At 44.4% G+C, this 20,356-nt stretch carries 17 protein-coding genes; 6 read left to right on the top strand and 11 right to left on the bottom strand.

What is annotated here, in order from left to right; all coding sequences use genetic code 11:
• Positions 1-41: 41 nt before the first annotated feature.
• On the top strand, positions 42-1,328 hold the full coding sequence (gene larC / locus ACR5KR_RS19670; RefSeq protein WP_448270269.1) for a nickel pincer cofactor biosynthesis protein LarC: 1,287 nt from the start codon (positions 42-44) through the stop codon (positions 1,326-1,328).
• A gap of 54 nt (positions 1,329-1,382) precedes the next feature.
• On the opposite strand, the gene ACR5KR_RS19665 is transcribed toward larC, so the two are convergent.
• The 5 genes from ACR5KR_RS19665 to ACR5KR_RS19645 all read right to left on the bottom strand — a co-directional run bounded on the left by ACR5KR_RS19665 (position 1,383) and on the right by ACR5KR_RS19645 (position 9,269).
• Positions 1,383-1,916 (bottom strand): REP-associated tyrosine transposase, encoded by a 534-nt coding sequence (locus ACR5KR_RS19665; protein WP_448267692.1) that lies wholly within the window; start codon positions 1,914-1,916, stop codon positions 1,383-1,385.
• 72 nt (positions 1,917-1,988) lie between these two features.
• On the bottom strand, positions 1,989-3,545 hold the full coding sequence (locus ACR5KR_RS19660; protein ID WP_448267691.1) for an NAD(P)H-hydrate dehydratase: 1,557 nt from the start codon (positions 3,543-3,545) through the stop codon (positions 1,989-1,991).
• A 77-nt stretch (positions 3,546-3,622) separates the two neighbouring features.
• The gene (locus ACR5KR_RS19655; protein ID WP_448267690.1) at positions 3,623-5,029 is read right to left on the bottom strand and encodes a family 2B encapsulin nanocompartment shell protein; all 1,407 of its coding nucleotides are present in this window, start codon (positions 5,027-5,029) and stop codon (positions 3,623-3,625) included.
• Positions 5,030-5,319: 290 nt separating this feature from the next.
• Positions 5,320-6,729: a family 2B encapsulin nanocompartment shell protein gene (locus ACR5KR_RS19650; protein ID WP_448267689.1), complete on the bottom strand. Its 1,410-nt coding sequence runs from the start codon at positions 6,727-6,729 to the stop codon at positions 5,320-5,322.
• A gap of 215 nt (positions 6,730-6,944) precedes the next feature.
• Complete coding sequence (locus ACR5KR_RS19645) at positions 6,945-9,269, bottom strand: family 2 encapsulin nanocompartment cargo protein terpene cyclase (protein WP_448267688.1); 2,325 nt, start codon at positions 9,267-9,269, stop codon at positions 6,945-6,947.
• A gap of 142 nt (positions 9,270-9,411) precedes the next feature.
• Here ACR5KR_RS19645 and ACR5KR_RS19640 point away from each other — a divergent pair, with 142 nt between their 5' ends.
• Positions 9,412-9,543, top strand: coding sequence for a hypothetical protein (locus tag ACR5KR_RS19640; protein ID WP_448267687.1), 132 nt, complete (start codon positions 9,412-9,414; stop codon positions 9,541-9,543).
• A 560-nt stretch (positions 9,544-10,103) separates the two neighbouring features.
• Entirely contained in the window at positions 10,104-11,279 is a 1,176-nt protein-coding gene (locus ACR5KR_RS19635; RefSeq protein WP_322682330.1) for a homospermidine biosynthesis protein, read from the top strand.
• Positions 11,280-11,393: 114 nt separating this feature from the next.
• Here the strand turns inward: ACR5KR_RS19635 and ACR5KR_RS19630 are convergent, their stop codons facing one another.
• A complete protein-coding gene (locus ACR5KR_RS19630) occupies positions 11,394-13,298 on the bottom strand; it encodes an adenylate/guanylate cyclase domain-containing protein (RefSeq protein ID WP_448267686.1) in 1,905 nt (634 codons plus the stop codon).
• Between the two features lie 399 nt (positions 13,299-13,697).
• Positions 13,698-14,564 carry a hypothetical protein gene (locus ACR5KR_RS19625; protein WP_448267685.1) on the bottom strand — a complete coding sequence of 289 codons (867 nt, stop codon included), beginning with the start codon at positions 14,562-14,564 and terminating at the stop codon, positions 13,698-13,700.
• A gap of 435 nt (positions 14,565-14,999) precedes the next feature.
• Here ACR5KR_RS19625 and ACR5KR_RS19620 point away from each other — a divergent pair, with 435 nt between their 5' ends.
• On the top strand, positions 15,000-15,227 hold the full coding sequence (locus ACR5KR_RS19620) for a hypothetical protein (RefSeq protein ID WP_448267684.1): 228 nt from the start codon (positions 15,000-15,002) through the stop codon (positions 15,225-15,227).
• A gap of 151 nt (positions 15,228-15,378) precedes the next feature.
• On the opposite strand, the gene ACR5KR_RS19615 is transcribed toward ACR5KR_RS19620, so the two are convergent.
• Together ACR5KR_RS19615 and ACR5KR_RS19610 are read right to left on the bottom strand one after the other, a co-directional pair.
• Positions 15,379-16,476: a tetratricopeptide repeat protein gene (locus ACR5KR_RS19615; RefSeq protein WP_448267682.1), complete on the bottom strand. Its 1,098-nt coding sequence runs from the start codon at positions 16,474-16,476 to the stop codon at positions 15,379-15,381.
• 29 nt (positions 16,477-16,505) lie between these two features.
• Positions 16,506-17,249, bottom strand: coding sequence for a toll/interleukin-1 receptor domain-containing protein (locus ACR5KR_RS19610; RefSeq protein WP_448267681.1), 744 nt, complete (start codon positions 17,247-17,249; stop codon positions 16,506-16,508).
• Positions 17,250-17,509: 260 nt separating this feature from the next.
• Here ACR5KR_RS19610 and ACR5KR_RS19605 point away from each other — a divergent pair, with 260 nt between their 5' ends.
• Positions 17,510-17,953, top strand: coding sequence for a hypothetical protein (locus tag ACR5KR_RS19605; RefSeq protein ID WP_448267680.1), 444 nt, complete (start codon positions 17,510-17,512; stop codon positions 17,951-17,953).
• Positions 17,954-17,990: 37 nt separating this feature from the next.
• On the opposite strand, the gene speB is transcribed toward ACR5KR_RS19605, so the two are convergent.
• Together speB and ACR5KR_RS19595 are read right to left on the bottom strand one after the other, a co-directional pair.
• Positions 17,991-19,034 carry an agmatinase SpeB gene (gene speB, locus ACR5KR_RS19600; protein ID WP_448267679.1) on the bottom strand — a complete coding sequence of 348 codons (1,044 nt, stop codon included), beginning with the start codon at positions 19,032-19,034 and terminating at the stop codon, positions 17,991-17,993.
• A 361-nt stretch (positions 19,035-19,395) separates the two neighbouring features.
• The gene (locus ACR5KR_RS19595; protein WP_445630884.1) at positions 19,396-19,698 is read right to left on the bottom strand and encodes an acylphosphatase; all 303 of its coding nucleotides are present in this window, start codon (positions 19,696-19,698) and stop codon (positions 19,396-19,398) included.
• Positions 19,699-19,938: 240 nt separating this feature from the next.
• On the opposite strand from ACR5KR_RS19595, the gene ACR5KR_RS19590 reads away from it, so the two are divergent.
• Positions 19,939-20,313: a DUF1823 family protein gene (locus ACR5KR_RS19590; protein ID WP_448267678.1), complete on the top strand. Its 375-nt coding sequence runs from the start codon at positions 19,939-19,941 to the stop codon at positions 20,311-20,313.
• The last annotated feature ends 43 nt before the right edge of the window (positions 20,314-20,356 follow it).

The following is a 20,356-nucleotide window of genomic DNA, read 5'->3' as shown; positions in this document are numbered from 1 at the left end:
TGACTAATGACAAATAATTAATGACTAATGACAAATTTATTATGAATAAAATCGCTTATCTTCAATGTCCGACAGGAATTTCTGGTGATATGTGCCTGGGTGCTTTGGTAAGTTTGGGTGTTCCTGTGGAGTATTTAATTGAAAAACTTAATGGGTTGGGTATTGAACAGGAATATCAGTTAAGGGCGGAACTTGTCCAACGGAATGGTCAACAGGCAACTAAAGTCCATGTGGATTTAGTACGCGATCGCCATCACCACCATCACCACGATGGCGAACACAGTCACCATCACACACGCCACTTGCCAGAAATAGAGCAGATGATTTTCAAAGCTCAGTTGCCATCAAGGGCAGAAGCTTGGAGTTTAGCGGTATTCCAACAGCTAGCGGTGGCAGAAGGGGCGGTGCATGGCATTGCACCTGAAAAAGTTCATTTTCATGAAGTTGGTGCTATAGATGCGATCGTAGATATTGTGGGTACTTGCCTGGGGTTGGATTGGTTGGGGATTGCGAGCAATGATCAAGGATTGCCCCTACTTTACTGCTCGGCGTTCCCGACTGGTGGCGGCACTGTTCGGGCTGCACATGGTCAGATGGCAGTACCAGTCCCAGCGGTATTAAAGCTGTGGGAAATGCGGGGTTGTCCAGTTTATAGCAATGGCATTGACAGAGAGCTAGTAACGCCAACAGGAGCCGCGATCGCCACTACTTTGGCAAGAGATTTTGGTTCACCACCTGCGATCGCTATCAAGCAGATAGGGCTGGGAGCGGGAACCATAAATTTACCCATTCCCAATATTTTACGCCTCTGGTTGGGTGAAAGCGCAAGTTTACAGTCAAATTTCAGTGATTCTGAAGAAACTAGCTCCAATTTGGAAACCATCTCGGTATTAGAAACCCAAATTGATGATTTAAGTCCACAAGCTATTGGCTATACGTTTGAGGCGTTGTTTGCTGCTGGTGCGCTGGATGTTTTTACCCAAGCGATCGGTATGAAAAAGTCCCGTTCGGGAATTTTGCTAACTGTGATTTGTCATCCAGAAAATTTACTCAGTTGTGAAGCCGTTATCTTCCGCGAAACTACAACTTTAGGTATTCGGCGAACAACTCAGCAACGCGCCATTTTACAACGGGAAATTCACCAAGTGGAAACGGAATATGGCAAAGTGCGTGTCAAAATAGCATGGAAAGGGCGATCGCCAGAAAAAGTTATTGCAAATGTGCAGCCCGAATATGAAGATTGTGCAGACTTAGCCCGAAAACATAATATTCCCTGGCGCGAAATTCAGCGATTGGCTCTACAGCGTTGGTATTCAGTCAACAGTTAATTCCTCGTTCCCAGTCTCCGACTGGGAATGCCCTCCTCAAGGCTCTGCCTTCTCTCACACATCAATCAACTCTACCTGTAATAAACCTATTTGCCCCATATAATTGCGGCAACTAGAATACCTCCAATGCACGGGATCATCCACATAACCACGCCTGACTGGATTGTTGTGAATATAATCTAACTTTTGTCTAAACATTTCCTCATCTAGAATCACCTGCGGATGAAAACCTTCTTGCCAAAGCTGATATTCTTGTTTTGTCTTATGTTTTAGTTTATAAAGCTTAAGCTGATTAAGTATGTAGTTAGAATTATTTTTCTCAAGTAAATCAATAATAGAGTGAGCCGTAAACGATTTAAAATTTCCTATTTCCTTGGATAAATTGGCAGCAGAGGCGATTAGATGGAGATGATTTTCCATAATTACGTAACCGTATAAGGTTAAACGCTGCTGACGTTGCAGAAAATTTAGAGAATTTAAAATAATTTCTGTAAATTCAATTTTGCCGAATAGTGGTATCCAATTTATAACTGTGCAGGTGAGAAAGTGTGGCTGGGTTCCTAGTACGTGGTAGCGGCTACGTCCCATGATGTTATTTGAATTAGAGGCTCCGCCTCTAGGATGGCATTCCCAGTCGGAGACTGGGAACGAGGAATTTGACTAAGTTAGAGCCTTCATCAAATATTGTGTCAAAGTAAACGCATCTACACCTAATTCGGTACGTTCTTGGGCGGCTATTATACCTGCTTGGGAATGCCACCATGCAGCAGTTGCCACAATATCTTCTACGGAAATCTGTTTAGTTGCTGCTGCTTGCGCTAACAGTCCACCCAGTAACCCAGTTAACACGTCGCCGCTACCGCCACGGGCTAAGGCGGGTGTACTTTCAGGAACAATCCAAACAGCACCTTGAGGGTTGGCGATCGCAGTTCTTGCTCCTTTCAACAACACTATCGCCTCACTTTGGGCGGCAGCTTCTTGTACGGCTTTCACTCTGTCATGTTTGGCATCGGCGACATCAGGAAACAATCGTTCAAATTCGCCAGTGTGGGGAGTGAGTACGGTTACTGCTTGGCGTTTTTTTAATGTGGCGATCGCTCCCATTTGTGCCAAGATATTTAAACCATCGGCATCGAGAAGCAAAGGGCGATCGCTCTTAATCACCTCTTGCACAATGGGCGTAGCATCTCGTGTTAAACCGGGGCCACAAGCGATCGCATTGAAGGAACTTAAATCGGTTTTTTCTGGTAATTTTAATTGAGCTATGGCTCCAGTTTCCGTCTCTGGACAACCGACAATTAGCGCTTCTGGTAAGTGTGACACCAAAAGAGATTTCAGAGATTCGGGTACGGCAATCGAAAGCATCCCGACACCACTAGCCCTAGCACCCAAACCAGTTAAAATTGCTCCACCTGCATAACGCCGCGAACCGCAAATCAGCAGTAAATGTCCTTCCTTATATTTGTGAGTAACTGCTGGACGGGGTAAAGGTAAAGTAGCAAGTGCCTTGGCTCGTGTAATAAGTTTAATTTTAGGTGCATCTTTGAGAACAGCTTCCACATCAGCCAAAGGAATATCGAAATCGATTAACTCAGCTTTACCGAGATATTCCAACGCCCGATCTTGGAAGAAAGCGAGTTTCCATAAACCTAAGCAAAATGTGTGAGTGGCGCGAATGGCAGTTCCCAATACAACGCCAGTGTCAGTGTGTAAACCTGAAGGTAAATCGATACTATAAATCGGTATAGATAATTCATTTAACTGATTAATTGCAGAGGCAATGGGATCGGTCAGGTTTCTTTCTAAACCAAGCCCAAACAAGCCATCAATCAACAAATCGGAATCTGGCAGTTGCTCAATTGTTTGATAAATTGGAATACCCAAACTCTGGGCATATTGCAAGTGCTGCGAAGTTAATTCTTTAAGCTGAGAAAAAGGAGAATAAATCCAAATTTCACACCCGCGAAAGTATAATTCACGGGCTACGACTAAAGCATCGCCACCATTATGACCGGGGCCGACAAGAATTCCTACACGAGACCCCCTTAACAAAGGGGTATTTCCAGGAATCTCTGGAATGCGACGAGCAATTAGTCCCGCCACCTTTTCCATCAAAGCAACTACAGGCATTCCCACTGCAAAGATCCGCTTTTCAATATCGCGCATCTGCCCAGCAGTCACTACCACTTGCGAAATTTGTTCTTGCCTATCTTGCATCAGTCCTGAGTGGTGAGTTATGAGTTTCAGGGTAACTGAAAGTTTAGCAAAATTGACTCATATTCCACTCAAAAAAGTTACAAACCGATTTCCACATCTTCAAGGATGCCAAGTGCATCGGGGATGAGGACAGCTGCACAGTAGTAGGCGGTGACGAGATAGGAGATAATGGCCTTTTCGCTGATGCCCATGAATCGGACGGACAAACCAGGTTGGTATTCGTCCGGGATACCAGTTTGATGTAAGCCAATCACGCCCTGGTCTTTCTCACCAGTGCGGAGTATAAGGATAGAACTGGTCTGGTTCTTGGTAATCGGGATTTTGTTACAAGGCAGAATCGGTACATTGCGCCACGTGATGATTTTGCTCCCATCCATATCGATGGTGTCTGGATAGATGCCTCGCCGGTTGCACTGGCGACCGAAGGCTGCAATAGTGCGGGGATGAGCTAGGAAGAACCTCGACTTCCGCCGACGAGTGACTAATTCATCAAGGTCATCGGGAGTGGGGGGACCACTGCGGCTGTAAATGCGCTGTTTGAGGTCGGCGTTGTGCAACAATCCAAATTCGCGGTTGTTGATCAACTCGTATTCTTGACGTTCCCGCAATGCCTCAATCGTCAGCCGCAATTGTTCTTCCGTCTGGTTGTATGGTTGATTGTACAGATCCGCAACGCGAGTATTTACTCGCAACACAGTCTGAGCAATGCTCAACTGATATTCGCGGGGTGAAAGTTCGTAGTCAACAAATGTTCCCGGTAATGTCGTCTCTTGACTATGACTGGTTGACAACGCGATCGCAGCTTCCCCATACTTGTTTTGTGGAAGTTCAGCGCGAGTCCTAAACTGCTCAAGTTGAGCCTGCAACGCCTGCGACTGGTTGAGCAGTTCCTGAAATGCTTGTTGTGGTAGCGCCAATACTGTGCATCGGGTCACAGCCTTGACCGTGAACTTCCAATTGCTTTCTGACTCCACCAACACGCGATCGCCAAAATAATCACCGTCAGCTAGCGTATCCAACAAAGGCTGCTCGTCATACTTACCAATACCAATCTTGTTCGCTTTGCCATGTGCGATCAAGAAAAGCTGATTGGCTGGCTGACCTGACTGGACTATGATATCACCAGGTGCAAACTCCTGCTGAACAAACTGACTTGCCAACGCCCTCAGCACCTCGGTATCGTCAAATCCTCGCAGCAAGGGCAACTCACCAAGTTCTTGAGGAATCACCTGCACCTCAGCTCCGGTGTTAGAGAAACTTAACCGTCCATCACCCACCGTATAGGTCAACCGACGGTTCAGCCGATAAGTCCCACCCTTCGTTTGCACCCACGGCAACATCTTCAACAACCACCGCGAGGTAATTTCCTGTGTCTGTGGTGCAGATTTGGTGGTCGTGGACAAATTACGCGCAGCATCTTTACTCAAACTCAGTTGAGGTTGTCCACTCTCAATATTTGAATTTGATTCAATAAAATCCGTCATCAACCGATCCTCTAGTTACTAATAAAAGTGCCATTCAGTACTGAGTGCTGAGTTCCATTAGCGGATAGCTAACAGCACTCAACACTCCTGATAGAATGGCACGCTTGTTAAGATACAGCCCTTATCCTGACTGGTTTCCAGCTTCCAGGCTGGGAACTCATTCTGGGAGGCTCCGCCTCCATAGCTTGACAAGAGGTAGAACCTCTTTTGAATACATTCCCAGCCCGGAGGCTGGGAACGAGGCTACACAAGCTTTTGGGCTTTACAAGCGTGCCATTCACTCCTGATATTTAGCGCCCGATCTCAACATCTTCGAGGATGCCAAGTGCGTCAGGAGTGAGGACGGCTGCGGAGTAATAAGCAGTCACGAGGTAGGAGATGATTGCCTTTTCGCTGATGCCCATGAATCGAACAGACAAGCTGGGTTGGTATTCATCGGGGATACCAGTTTGATGTAAGCCGATTACCCCTTGTTTTTCTACACCAGTGCGGAGCAAAAGAATGGAACTGGTGCGGTTATTGGTGATGGGGATCTTGTTGGAAGGAAAGATCGGTACGCCACGCCAAGATGTGACCTGAACGCCGTTCACATCTACGCTTTGTGGATAGAGACCCAGGCGGTTGGCCTCACGACCGAAGGCAGCGATCGTGCGGGGATGAGCCAGGAAGAATCCCGGCTCCTTCCATACTGTCGCCAACAGTTCGTCTAAGTCGTCGGGGGTAGGTGCGCCGCTACTGCTGTAGATACGTTGTTTCAGGTCGGCGTTGTGCAGCAACCCGAATTCGCGGTTGTTGAGCAACTCGTATTCTTGACGTTCCCGCAATGCCTCAATCGTCAGCCGCAATTGTTCTTCAGTCTGGTTGTATGGTTCATTGTACAGATCGGCTACCCGCGTACTTACTCGCAACACCGTTTGAGCAATGCTCAACTCATATTCTCTGGGTGTGAGTTCGTAATCGGCGAAGGTTCCCGGTAACTCAGCCTCTTGGGGATGATCGGCTGCCAGTTCAATAGCAGCTTCACCTTGGGGAGTCTGTGGCTGGTTTAGGCGGGTGCGGAACTGTTCAACATGGGTTGCTAACGCCTCAGACTGAGCGATCGCCGTCTCAAACGCCGCTTGGGGCAGCGACAAAACGATGGTTCTGGTAATCGCTTTGAGGGTGTACTGCCAAGTATCCTCGGATTGCACCACAGTTTCATCGCCGAAATGGTCGCCGTCAGCTAGCACATCGAACACGATCTGCTCGCCATACTTGCCAATACCAATTTTGTTTACTTTGCCACGAGCAATCAGAATCACGCGATCGGCAGGTTGGCCAAGTTCAACAATTACATCATCTGGGGCGTACTCCTGCTGCTCAAACTGGTTTGCCAAGGCGGTCAATACGTCAAGGTTGTTAAACCCCCGCAGCAAGGGCAACTCAGTAAGTTCCAGGGGAATCACCTGCACCGCAGCTCCAGTGTTGGTGAAAGTCACCCGTCCATCACCCACAGAATAACTCAACCGTCGGTTGACTCGATAAGCGCCACCTTTTGTTTGCACCCACGGCAACAACTTCAATAACCACCGCGATGTAATTTCCTGAGTCTGTGGTGCAGATTTGGCCGTTGTCGCCAAATTACGCGCCGCAGCTGTACTTAAAGTTAACTGGGGCAGCCGATCTTCTTCGTTCAAATTGGGATCGTTAGAATACGTCACAACTTAATCCTCCACTTTTTAGTTACTAAAAAAATTGATCTCACGCGATCGCACACTCACCTTGAATTAACCAATACGGTTCAATTAAGTGCTACTGGCAAGAATTTTGGGTTTTGGAGACGCGATAAATCGCCGTCTCTACAGGTGTTTTGTTGCTCATTCTGAACTGTATTGTTGAACTAACTCACCGACACTTCATTGACCAAGTAATGACCTTAAACTCTCCTTACCGATCCAATACGCCTAGCTGAAGTACCCAGCCCTCTAGGCCCGCTAAGTAGTCGCCCTGCTAAGGAATTACGCAATTCAAATTCCTTATAGCGGTCTACTGTTATATGCCACTTGAGGACGCCACACATCCACTGCTCTAGTTTCTTGACGTATCCGAGCAGTTTCTCGCGGGTACTTGTATCCAGGTCGAAATCATCGAAAAGAACTGGCAGTTCGGTAGCGACGATCAGTTGAAACTGGAGCGCTCTAGAGGTCATTAGATTGTTGACAACTTCAACAGCCTGTGCCTTACCGCAATTGAGGAAATTTTGAACGACCAGCACACAGTTATGGATTTCGCCCTCGAATTCGATTTCTTTCTGATAGGAGAAGATATCGTTGGTAAAACAGGCGAAGTCGGCGGCAGAATTATCCAGCGATCGCATCGTTCGGGTGCGGTAAATCTCCTGTGGGATCTCGTTACCCTGAGCTAGTCGCGACAGACTCATTGTTAGATCCGAGCCAAAGGTCTTACGGCGCATCTCAATATAATCTATCGGGTCGGGAATCCGATTTTGGATTTGGTTGGCGAGTTCCCACACCCAGCTGTCAGTCATATCCTGAATCGCCCGGCGGAACTGAGTCCGCGCGTTTAGGGACATAGGGCCAGCTGTGCGAGACCAAATATCTGCCAAGCCGGCTTCTACCGGATTGGTCGGAACCTCGCTGGGGGTGGAGTCATCCAGAGGCATAAACGCTGATAGTCGGGCATTGAAGACTTTCGCACCAGCTATGTTGCGGTTATTGCCGTAGAGTGCCGGAAAGTAATCATCGGCATAGGTTCCCCAAACCAGCCAGCAGGCGGTCAAATTCAGCTCGTGACCAGATCCATTCGGATGGATCAACGCACCGCATAGGGCTACATCGGCAACATCAAACTTGTGGTCATCCCAGATGACGGCATCAGGAATCCCAGGTAGCGATTCCAGCATTCCCATCTGGCGCGCCCATTCCTTGGAATGCTTCCGCGCAGCATTCAGATGGGGATTCAAGCTTGTAGTGAAGGGCATGTAAAACTTCGGCAGTGTTACTGGCCCGACAGCCTGGTATGGAACGTGAGTAAAGCTCTTGAACCTTCCCAAACCCAAGGCGGCGTATAGCGATTCAATCCGCGCAGCCGATGTGCCTAGCCCTGTAGGGCCTCCTAGAAGTGTGGATGTCGAAGAATTGTTTCCTCCCTTATTCATGTAACGGCTCGATCGCATGTGCCACTCGTGACCGCCCGATTGCCAGTCTTGGAGTCCTTTGATGTAAAGGAGAACATTCACACGAGCCACTGGATCTAGTCCGTACTCCTCAAACAGGGGAGGTAACTCAGTAACGGCAGTGTTATCAAACTGGTATAACCGCGAAGTTAACAGTTCGTTGGTAAGGTTAGCCGCCTCCTGAGTACTGACATTTAAAAAGCGCTCCAACACCAGCACGCAGTTGGCGTTTTCACCTTCATCCTCCACTTCTCTCTGGTAGGAAAATAAGTCGTTGCGAAGATGCACTCCATCGGCAAATGTGTCTTTGAGGATACGCATTGGCCGAGTTGAGGCGATTTGGGGCGGAATTTCTATAAATACGGCGTGTTCGACGAGATCCGCTGACCACGGAGCGCCACCAACTTTGCGGCGCATCTCAATGTATTCGATGGGGTTGGCGACCCGATCTTGGTTGATATTGGCGAGTTCCCACAGAGACTCTTCTAAGAGGTTCTTGGTACTCTCGAAGAATCGAAGTCGCCAGTCCACAGATTTAGTAAAAGCAGTGCGAGACCACAGGTCAGCCAAACCGCGCTCTACTGGGTTGGTCGGAACGGAAGGGGTATCAGTGGGATGCACTGGCATAAACGCTGGCAGCCGATCGAGATACTCCTTTGCCCCAGCCATGTCTTGGGTGCGCTTATAGATTTCCAGGAAGTGATCGTCGAAGAAGAACACCCAAACATACCAGTCGGTTACTAAGTCAAGCTCCGTTCCTGGTGCATCTGGATGGGTATACGAGCAAAGCAAGGCATAGTCGTGAGCATCGAATGTGCGCTCGTCCCAGATAACCGAGCTTTCCGCTTCCTCTTCTGAGCCAAGTATCCCCATCTCGTAAGCCCACGCTTTGGAATGGACTCGTGCCGCTTCCAGGTTTGGGTTCAGCCGTGCGGGCCAAGGCGTGTAAAATTCTGGCAGTTCAAAGGGTTGCATGATCTGCGCTAAACCTCCTCTGGAGTCTTCTTCTATCTTTATTTCGTGGCCGATCTGAGCATTGTTGCAATTTACAAGTATGAATGGCACGCTTGTAAAGCTATAAGCTTTGCCCTAACTGGTTAAGAGCCTGGAGGCTCTTAATCCATTCTCGGAGGCTCCGCCTCCAGTGGCTTGACCAGAGGCAGCAGCCCTCTTGAAATACATTCCCAGTCTTCAGACTGGGAACGAGGTGACACAAGCCTTTCGCCTTTTCGTTAGTGCCATTCTCACAAGTATCATCACTACCCAGCTAGATCCCCACATTTGGTTTGCTCGTGGTGGCTCGTTTCAAGGCGATAGTATTAAGATGCTCATAATCTAAATAACGAGCTATGTACGTTTTATTTGAAGTTTTTGGCAAATCAATTTTTAATACTGAATCTTGGTGCTCTCATAATTTTTCATAGTTGTAAATAAAAAGCAATCCGTAGATTCAAGCCGTTAAGCAAATAGTTCAATCAAAAATTGAATAATTAGAAGACAGTTAAGACAGTTAAACAAATAGTTAAATCAAAAATTAAAGAATTAAAAGACAGTTAAGACAGTTAAGCAGATAGTTAAAAGATTTAAGATAGTTATTAAAGAAAAAATACTAATTGTTAATTCTTTGCAACTAATGTTTATTAAGGCATTAACATTCCAAAACCGAAAAAGCGATCGCACACACTGAATTACAACCCAGTGTTAGTCAAACTATGGTGCGATTTCGCAGCAATGTGACTAATATGCCTGTAATCATCGAAAAATCCCAAAAGGGCTGAAAAAGTCTTCTCCTACTCCTCACTTACTTTTTCAAGCTAGTGGTAAAAAAATATTGCTGTCACTTTGGCTGAAAGCTAGATACCATTAGATTCGGCGTGTTTACTGTTCGGGAGTGCCAAAATGTCTAAACAGCTGGGTCAAAAAATTGCACCAACACCTATATCAAATGATATCAGTGTGGTGGATTTGATCGATCGATACTTCACCGCTTACAACTCAGCGCGGTTGCGGGAAATCTGCCAACTACTGAGTCGCGATGTCCTAACAGAAGGTGTCACGGTGGGAGTTAGCCTTTCCGGTGCGATGACGCCAGCAGGATTTGGGGTTTCAGCGCTTGCACCTTTGATTCGCAACGGCTTTATTGACTGGATGATTAGCACTGGTGCAAATCTTTACCACGATATGCATTATGGTTTGGGTTTTGAACTCTTTGCTGGTAATCCGTTTTTGGATGATGTGAAACTGCGTCAAGAAGGCACGATCCGCATTTATGACATTATCTTTGGTTATGATGTGCTGCTAGAAACTGATGCGTTCATCCGCAAGATTCTCCAAGGAGAAGCGTTTCAGAAGCGGATGGGAACGGCTGAGTTTCACCATTTACTAGGTAAATATGTCCGAGAAGTAGAAAAACAATTGGGTGTGCAGCATTCCTGCTTGCTAGCTACAGCTTATGAATATGGCGTACCGATTTATACGTCTTCTCCAGGAGATAGCTCAATTGGGATGAACGTAGCGGCTTTAGCATTGGAAGGTTCGCAGTTGGTAATAGATCCATCAATTGACGTGAATGAGACAGCAGCGATCGCATATAATGCCCGTGAATCAGGAGGTAAAAGTGCGGCTGTAATTCTTGGTGGCGGTAGTCCTAAAAACTTTTTGCTACAAACTCAACCGCAACTTCACGAAGTTTTAGGGTTGGAAGAACGAGGACACGATTATTTTGTGCAGTTTACCGATGCACGTCCAGATACAGGCGGTTTATCTGGGGCGACCCCATCGGAAGCTGTCAGCTGGGGTAAAATTGACCCGGATGAGTTACCTAACACAATCGTTTGTTATACCGATAGCACGATCGCTTTACCACTGGTGAGTGCGTATGTGTTAAACAAATGCCAGCCTCGTCCCCTGAAGCGTATATACGACAGGCGAGAAGCCATTTTAGATAAACTGCAAAAAGATTATCTAGCAGCCAAAACCCAACCATCAGATCGGGTTCCAGCAGCGGTTGCTGAAAGTGCTTCACAGCCAACAGCAACTTATCCCTGTGGACGACTGATTCCGAATACTCACTAAGGGAATAGGTAGAAGGGCAGGGGGGCAGGGGAGACAAGGGGACAAGGGGACAAGGGGGAATTATAGAACAAGTTTCTCCCTTGTCTACCTTGTCTCTTCTCATGCCTAATGCCCTCATCCCTTGCGTCCAATCAACAAATAAGTTGTCATCTTCCCTTTGCCTTTAACTTCAATTTCGCCTCGTTTTTCAAATACAAATTGATCGCACAAGCACTTATAAGTATTTTCTGTAACTTGGATTTTACCAGCAATACCTTGGGATTCCATAGAGCGAGCGATGTTTACTGTGTCTTTATATTCATAAGTAAACTTATTCAGATCGATGACTTCCCCAACTATCGAACCGCTATGGATGCCGATACGGGTACTGAAATTTTGGTTATTCTCAGTATTAAATAGAGCGATCGCAGTTTGCATATCCAGTGCCATCAGAGCGATCGCTTGAGCAGGATCTTGGCGGCGTGTAGGTAAGCCACCAACCACCACATAAGCATCGTTAATAGTTCTAATTCTCTCTAAACTATATCGTTCGGTGAGGCGATCGAAAACTGAGAAAATTGGGTTGAGTAGGTTCAGCAGTTGAATTGCACTCATAGAAGTAGCAATTTCGCTGAAGCCAATGATATCTGCAAATAAAACTGTGACATCAGCAAAATCTTCGGCAATTTTAGCTGGTTGTTCTTTGACTTCTCTAGAAATTGCGACTGGCAAAATATTCAGCAATAAACGTTCGGTTTCTTTCTGCTGATAGCGAAGTGCTTCTTCTGCTGCTACTCGCTGGCTGACATTGCGAAAAATGCCGCGAATCGCAACTGGATGACCTTCAACAAATTTACAATTAATATTACCTTCTAAAAAGATTGTTTGACCGTCTTTAGTAACGAATATAGCTGTTACTTGCCCAAGGTTTTCTCCTGATAGTACGCGATAAAATCTTTGCAAACAGCTTTGTTTAAACTCTGGATGTATAATATCGAAAATACTCATATTCGCGATTTCCGCTTCGCTATATCCCAAAGTTTCTCGCCATGCACGATTGACATACAAAAAACGACCAGATGGATTGACACATTGAATCAAGTCATTAGCATTTTCAAATAAATCTCGATATCGCTCTTCACTTTCTACAAGAGCGTCTTCTGCTTGTTTGCGTTTGATAAATTGGGCAATTTGGCTACCAATAGAACCCATCATTTGCAGTAGGTCTTTATCTTTTGGTAGTAACTCCCGACTAAAGAAAACCATCACTCCTAAGATTTCACTATCGTCTAAAATGGGAAAGCCAAAAGCTGCGTGCAATCCAGCCTCCGCAGCCAGTAGCGATCGCCTTTGATCTCCATCTACTGTGATATCTTTAATCCATAAAGGCAAACGCCCGATCCAAATTCGACCAGGTAAGCCAACCCCAGGTGTATAAGTAGTTTGCCAAGTGATTGCTTTAAACTCTCGGACAGAAACTAATCGACTTGACCAAATTTCTACACACCTTAATACTGCATTAAGACTATCTCCTTGTAAGGAAGTGCCAATATATTGGCTTGGTGTCCAAAGTTCGCCTAAATCCCATCCCAAGTTTTGACAAATCGACTGCAAAATTTGGGGAATCCCCTGTTTTATGCTTTGTGATTCTGATAATATGCGAGTAATAGAATACTGGGCACTTGTACGCTGTTCTCGGCGTTGCCAAGCAGTAATATCCCGACCAATATAGACAATATCTTCTAGTCCTTCTGTTTTTTTGGGAATCACTGAACAAGAAAAAGCAATCAACAGTTTCTCTCTAGTTTTGGTTCGACAAACCACTTCTAGATTTTGGGCATTACGTTTTAAATAAGAATGTTGACAAATAGCTTTAATTAAAAATTGATCTTCGTCAATAATTAATGATATTGGTTGATTTATTAATTCTTCTTCCTGAAAACCAAATAATTCTTGAGCAGCATGATTTACTTTTTTTATTTTTCCTGAATTACTGGTTACTAACAAAGCATCTGCCATTGAAGTAATGACTTGTTCCATGTAATTAATGTTTGATTAATATACAAGCCTGTTTTTCCAAAAATTATAGAAAGCTTGATTAATATTTTGAATATACTTCTTTTGGATGATTGACAATTTAATATAATATTGCTGTTTGAGTAGCTTATTGTTAACAGTTGCCTTCATGTTTCATTTTAATCCTATGTGGTATTTTCCAAAACGGCGAATTAGATAAGTATTTCAACCAAATATTGCTGTAAACACCTTTCATTAGTTTTGCTATCTTGAAAGTTGATTTTTCAAGATAGCGCGTAGGCGTAGCCCGTCGTAGACATCGCCAGCATTTAGGAAATTTGCAACTCGTCACTTGATAAGAGAGTGGCGATTCTGTAGCTAGGTTCCCGCTACTTTCTTATTCTTCAATTCCATCAATGAAGTTTATGATTGTGCGCTGGCGACAATTTGATTCCAGGCTTTGACTGCTGTCTGTAAATTCTTTGGCAGGTTATTTTGAGAAATATCGTTGTACTGAACCGTACCTTCTTGGCTGGTGAGGGTGTAGGTGATATAATCAGCAGCACCACTGGGGGCTGGGTAACTCAAATTCCGAAATTTACTAAACTGAGAACGTTCTAGCGATCGCACAAATTGTTGTACCTGTTGCACAGAAACGCGGCGAACACTACGTTCAGAATCATTGGCATCACCAATCCGCACACGAATCAGCCGCCCATCTTTGAGTAAAACAGTCTCGTAGGTTCTGCCAGCAAAACCCCCACTGGAGATTTGGCGAAATACTATATCTCGATCTAACGGTGGTGGTAACTCGCTGGCTGGAATTTGCACAGGATTCAGTGTACTTTCATTAGCCTTTTGATTTAGTCTGACTGCGGAACCTGTTTGATTGGTATGATAAATCCAGTTTTCTTTGCCATTAGATACCACAATCCGCCAACCAGGAACTAAGGCTTGGGTACAGAATTCATCAGCTTGAGGCAGTTCCAAGCAACCATTGCGCCAAGTCTGTTGATTGTAGTTAATAATTTGCAGTTGTCTAGTAGAAATTCCCTGCCTGCGGGCTAAATCGCGCAGTACCGCATTAGCTACTGGACGTGGCAAACGGTTTGGTTTAATATTGTCTTTGATAATTTCATTGCTTGTTTCTAGCGATAAATTAAGAGAAGCCCCCGCCGCACCTTTTACAAGTGTTAAACTGCTAGCAACAGACAAAATTCCAGTCAAAATCAAAGCAGTGAAAATTCGCCCTTGATTGGTGTTAAAGTAGTTTTTCAACATGATTTTCATAGTAAAATAGAACTAAAAAATAATATCCAGCCACTAATGGACAATAAAGTATATAATTCCAGAACTTCACCAGTTGGAATTACTTTAGTAGCTGTGTTCTGAAACAGATATAGAGACAGACGCTGATATACTGATTGTTTGTTCCTGATACAAATTCTGGATGAAAATGCACTCAATCAAAATGCCCTATACTCTTACGGTAATCAACTAAGAACTCAAAAGTTTAGGCTTCATTAATATCAGGTTTAGTTAAACACTTATGATATTTGTAGGTTGGGTTGAGGAACGAAACCCAACATGAACAAGGATAGATTTTATTATAAGTAATCAAGCAGACATCATATATAGCGGTTCTCGTTTACGTGAAGTACACCCGTAAGGGCACGGTACTGCCGTGCCCCTACACCTGTTGATGTAATGTTGTACCGCATCTGAATGGGAACCGCTATAAGTAGGTGGATTGTCCAACTCACCAACTTACGATCGCTCGACCTGTACAATAATCGACTCAGCAGTCTGCCAACGGAAATTGTCCAACTCACAAACCTGCTAAAAGACATGAACACGCTGACTCCTGATATTCACAGCGAATCAGACTTTGAGAAATTGTTGAATACGATCGCACACCTAAATTATTATCTCATTCAGGATTACAGCAAATAATTTGGCGATCGCTATTGACCAATTCTCAAAACAAACAAAGCCATGTCTCCTAGTACACAAGACTCTCAGCGATCGCATCGTCAACAACAGGCGATGTCTACGACGAGCTACGCTAACGCACATCGTTTAGATGAATAAGACTGAGAATATTTTACCCACCAAATAAACGTCCCCAAAAACCTTTCTTCTCATTTCTATAAATCTCTAAGTTGTCACGAAACAGAGCGCGACTAGGATCGAGGCGAACAGCTATTTCTAGTTCTGCGATCGCTTCTTCTAACTTCCCTTGATTTGTCAGCGCATTCCCCAGGCTATTGTGAGCGTTTGCATAGTTTGGGTCGATTTGCAGAGCTTGTTGGTAGGCGGCGATCGCTTCTTCTAACTTCCCTTGATTTGTCAGCGCATTCCCCAGGTTATTGTGAGCGAATGCATAGTTTGGGTCGATTTGCAGAGCTTGTTGGTAGGCGGCGATCGCTTCTGACAACTTCCCTTGATTGTACAGCGCTAACCCCAGGTTATTGTGAGCGAATGCATAGTTTGGGTCGATTTGCAGAGCTTGTTGGTAGGCGGCGATCGCTTCTGACAACTTTCCTTGACCGTACAGCGTAATCCCCAGTTCATTGTGAGCATATACAGAGTTTGGGTCAAGGCTTAGGGCTTCTTTGTATTTGAGGGCTGCTTCCTCTAACTTTTTAGCTTCGCGCAAACGATTGGCTTCGTTGATCAGGCTTGTGACTCGATATTGACGTTCTTCTAGTTCTTGGGTTGTTTGCTTGGGGGGTGAGGAATTGGAGTTTGCAATTAATCGTACTGCCTCCCGAATCCCCTTAACAACTTCTAAGAATGCCTCGTCTCGATCATTCCAGCTTTTTATCGGTTTGCGATTACTAGGCAGTGGAGACAGTTCATTAATGGGAGGAGTTTCCCAATCCGCATAGCGTAGCAACACTGGGATAACACGAGCCTTTTCAGTTGCATTCTGTTCTAAGGCTCGTGTAACTTCAACTGTCCAGTGATAATCAGAATTCATAAAATCAGGGCTGATTAGTAGTAGGATCAGTCCAGCCTGGTTTAAATGCCGATCAATTTCGCCTTTGATTTCTTGCCCAGCAACGATTTTACGATCGTTCCAACTTGTAATAATGTTTTCCCGACGCAAAGACGCTAAATGCTTCTCTAACTCTTGGCGCAGTTCTTCATCTTCCTGGTGGTAAGAAATAAAAACTTCAATAGACTTTATTGGGGGCATGGCGATACTGTCGCTGTTTTAAAATATAACTACAAAAGCTTTTGCTCGATTTCTTCAAGCTGCCGATCTAATCTATTTTGTTCTGTTTCGGCTGACTGAATTTGCACTTCTAGCTTCAGCTTTGTAGATACATCGGTTTCAATGGGGTAAGCTTGGCGCAGCCGACTTAATTTTGTGCTAACCAGGTCATACTGTTGTTGCAGTGAATCCCGTTCTTGCTCTAATCTACGACGCTGGCGCTCAGTTAAACCCCCACTCGTTGCAGCAGGGCTGGAAGTCGCAGGTGTAGTAGTTCCAGAAGCGGCTGAGGAGGAGGGTTTTGTTTTCGCCATTTCCTCAACTACTCTGCGAATCCCTTGAGCGACATTTAAAAAAGCCTCATCTTGGTCTTGCCAGCTTGTGACAGGTTTAGCATTTTTGGGTAATGCTTGCAGTTTCCCAAAAGGCGCACCATTCCAGTCTGACGGCTTAAGAATAATCGGAATTACACGAGCTTCCCGCGTTTCGTGTCGCTCCATTGCCCGTGTCATTTCTTTGTCATAGCAGTAATCTGAAGCCAGAAAGTTAGCACTCACTAGCAGCAGAATGATATCTGCAACTTCAAGATTGTCATCAATGGCATTTGCCCATTCACTCCCAGCACTGATTTCGCGATCGTGCCAAGCTTCAATCACTCCTTGACGTTTCATCATGCTCAGATGAGTTGCCAACTCGTCACGTAACGCTTCATCTTTGTGGGAGTAGGAAAAAAATACTTTAACTGGATTAGACATATTCTTGAATCTACTTAATTAAATAGCTGTATGGGAGTATATAAATTAATTTTCCTAAAATAAAAGCCCAAATGGAGAATATTTATTTATTCTCTGCGATCGCACTGCGGTTCGTTACTAAGATAAATCCATCAAATTCACCAGCTTGCAAACAAGCCGCGCACCTACATTGTTATCCCATTTAGGATTACTAACTTTACAGATATTAAAGGAAATAATTTTGCGATCGCTATTAGCCAATTCCCAAAAAAGACAAAGCGATGTCTTTGATAGGCTACGCCTACGCCTTTTTACTCAACAACTTAAATTCCAAACTGCAACTTCCGGCTTCTGAACTCAACGGTTCGAGCAAAAAGGTGCAACTTCCAACTTCTGAACTCGACAGTCCGAGCAAAAAGGTGCAACTTCCGAGTTCTGAACTCCAACCATCAGGCTTTTACAGCTATTTTCAGGTAAATAGACCACGCGGTAGGGGAGCAAGGCCTTGCACCCCTTCGAGAGGTATGGTTCAAATACCTGAAAATAGCTATAACTCGACAATTCGTGTTCTAACTACGAATTACGAATTGGTCTTAGCCACCCAAAAACCTGCTCAACTGTCAAATCCACTGTTAAAAACTTTGATGTGGCAAGGCGTAGGTTTCTGGCAGTTTGAGGAATTCTTCGAGGGTAAAAGACGGGATTTGCTGTTGTCATCGCCTTGAGTTCAGTATCATTGCCACTCTGCCAAAATTTTATCGTTTATATTTTCTGCTGAGATAAATCCATCAAATTTGCCAGCTTGTAAACTACCCGCGCCCCAACATTACCATCCCACTCACCATCCCCGACTTCGCAGATATCAAAGCCAATAATTTTTCTCCCACTATTAACCAATTCCCGGAACAGACAAAATGTTTGCTCTAATTCCAACCCACCTGGAACAGGAGTACCTGTACTCGGACAGAGTTTTGGATCTAAACCATCTGCATCAAAGCTAATGTAAACATGCTCCGGTAAATGATTGATAATTTCTCGGCATAAATCAAGCCAAGTTGTTCCAGAGTAAAGCTTTTGCTTAATAGCTGGGTCGTAATAAGCAATAATGCGACTATCAGATTCGTCAATCATTTGCACTTCATCATGACTAATATCACGCAAACCCACCTGCACCAGTTTGGAAATTTGCGGTATTTTCATTGCATTAAACATAATCGACGCATGGGAAAACTCAAATCCCTCATAAGCATCGCGTAAATCTGCGTGAGCATCAATGTGCAAAATGCCATAGTTTGGATATTTAGCTGCTAATGCTTGGAAATAACCTAAAGGCGAACTGTGATCTCCACCTATGACTGCAACTCGCTTTCCATTATTAATTGCTGCCTGACAATTTTCAAACAGCCATTGATTAACCTGTTGACCAGCCTGATTAATTTCTGTGAGGACAGATGTTAAATCTGGTGTATCTGAAAGTTGTTTACCTTCGGCTAATCGCCCGATAATTTTTGCTGCCAAAGCGCGGTAGTATGTGTTTTTCTCTAAAATATCTTGGGGAATTTCTTCCATAAAAATTCCCTGCTTCCAACCATCAGGGTGATCGAAATCGAACAAATCTAATTGAGTTGAAGCATCTAGAATTCGCTGTGGGCCATTAGCAGTACCTGCACCATAGGAAACAGTGACTTCCCACGGCACACCAAAAACAATCAAGTTTGCAGACTCATAATCGCAGGGCAAACCTAAGAGGTTGCCATTTATTTCACCTACGCCGCTGGGATTGTAGTCTTTTAATTGATTACTCATTGAGTATCTTCTGGATTTACGTGGATAGACAGCACGCCGCCTAGTTGACATCTGCATTGTAATCAAAATTTTTCACAGTCGGTATAGCGGTCTGTCAAGTTGAAATTGATGGGTAAACAAGCTCGTAGTAAGGACTTTAGTCCTTATTTTTAAGCACTTCGTGCTTACTACAAACCCTTTTACACAGCTTAGACATTACACTAGGATATTTATTTGTATTTAACCAATGAGCGATCGACAAGCGATAGTTGAATCTCGACTTACTTCGACTACGCGTTAGTTGAGCGCAGTCGAAACTCAGTACAAGTCGCTCGATTACCGTGCAGTCGAAACTCAGTACAAGTGACCAATGACTAACTATTTACTCAACCCGCTTCACTTCAAATCCCTGTAACCCTTCCGGTTCCTCATATTCAACTACAACATCTTTAACTACAGCAGCAGGTGGCCCGGAGTGACACCAGCGAACCATGTTCTCTACAACCTCTCGCACCCCTTCAAAAACTGCCTCTACTCGATTATCGGGGAGATTCCGCACCCAACCGGTTAATCCCAATTGCCTAGCTGTATCGACAGTGGAATAGCGATAACCCACTCCTTGGACTCGCCCAGAAATGAATACATGGGCGCGGATAATCTTTGGCAGTGCTGTAGAATTCTGCATAGACTGGTCTAATCTTTACGATATCCAGTCTACCTACTTTGTGTATACACAATCTGTTTTTAACTCCAACTCGCGAAATTAATTCCAGTCTTTCTTAATACCTACTAGTTTTTGTATATTTCCAGCGCTTTTCAAGTAATTAAACTACTCTACTCCTAATTTAAGTCCTAGTCTAAATACTTGAAAACTGCTGTAATTTAAACAGTAGTCAGTTATTCCACTTGGAATTTTGAATTGTTTATGTCTAACCTGCCACCACTTAATACAGAAACAATTTGGGCAATTCTTGACGATAAACTTGATGATGCCACAGTCAATCAGTTGCTATGGCATTATTTAGGCTATCGCTATGACTCCTCAATTGCACAATGGGATACTAACCAAGTTGCACCAGAATGGCATAATGAGTACCCACAACCACCAGATTTCATTGCATCTCGCCCCGCAACTGTCAAATTGACTCGTTCCATTCCTGCTGAAAATAAACAAATGCTAAAAGAAAAACTGGGTTTCAAAGGTTACAAAATTGGAGAATTTGGGCCTAGGCAAACTCGTAGGGCAACGGCAGCAAATTGGTTATTAAGTTATCTACAACAAGTCAACAAAAAAGAGTAGTTTTACAGGATATATTTGGTAAAAAACATCCTAATTTTTACCA

This window comes from Nostoc sp. DSM 114159 (assembly GCF_053470285.1).
The sequence above is the reverse complement of the archived record's forward strand: the minus strand, read 5'-3'. Positions and strand labels throughout refer to the sequence as shown.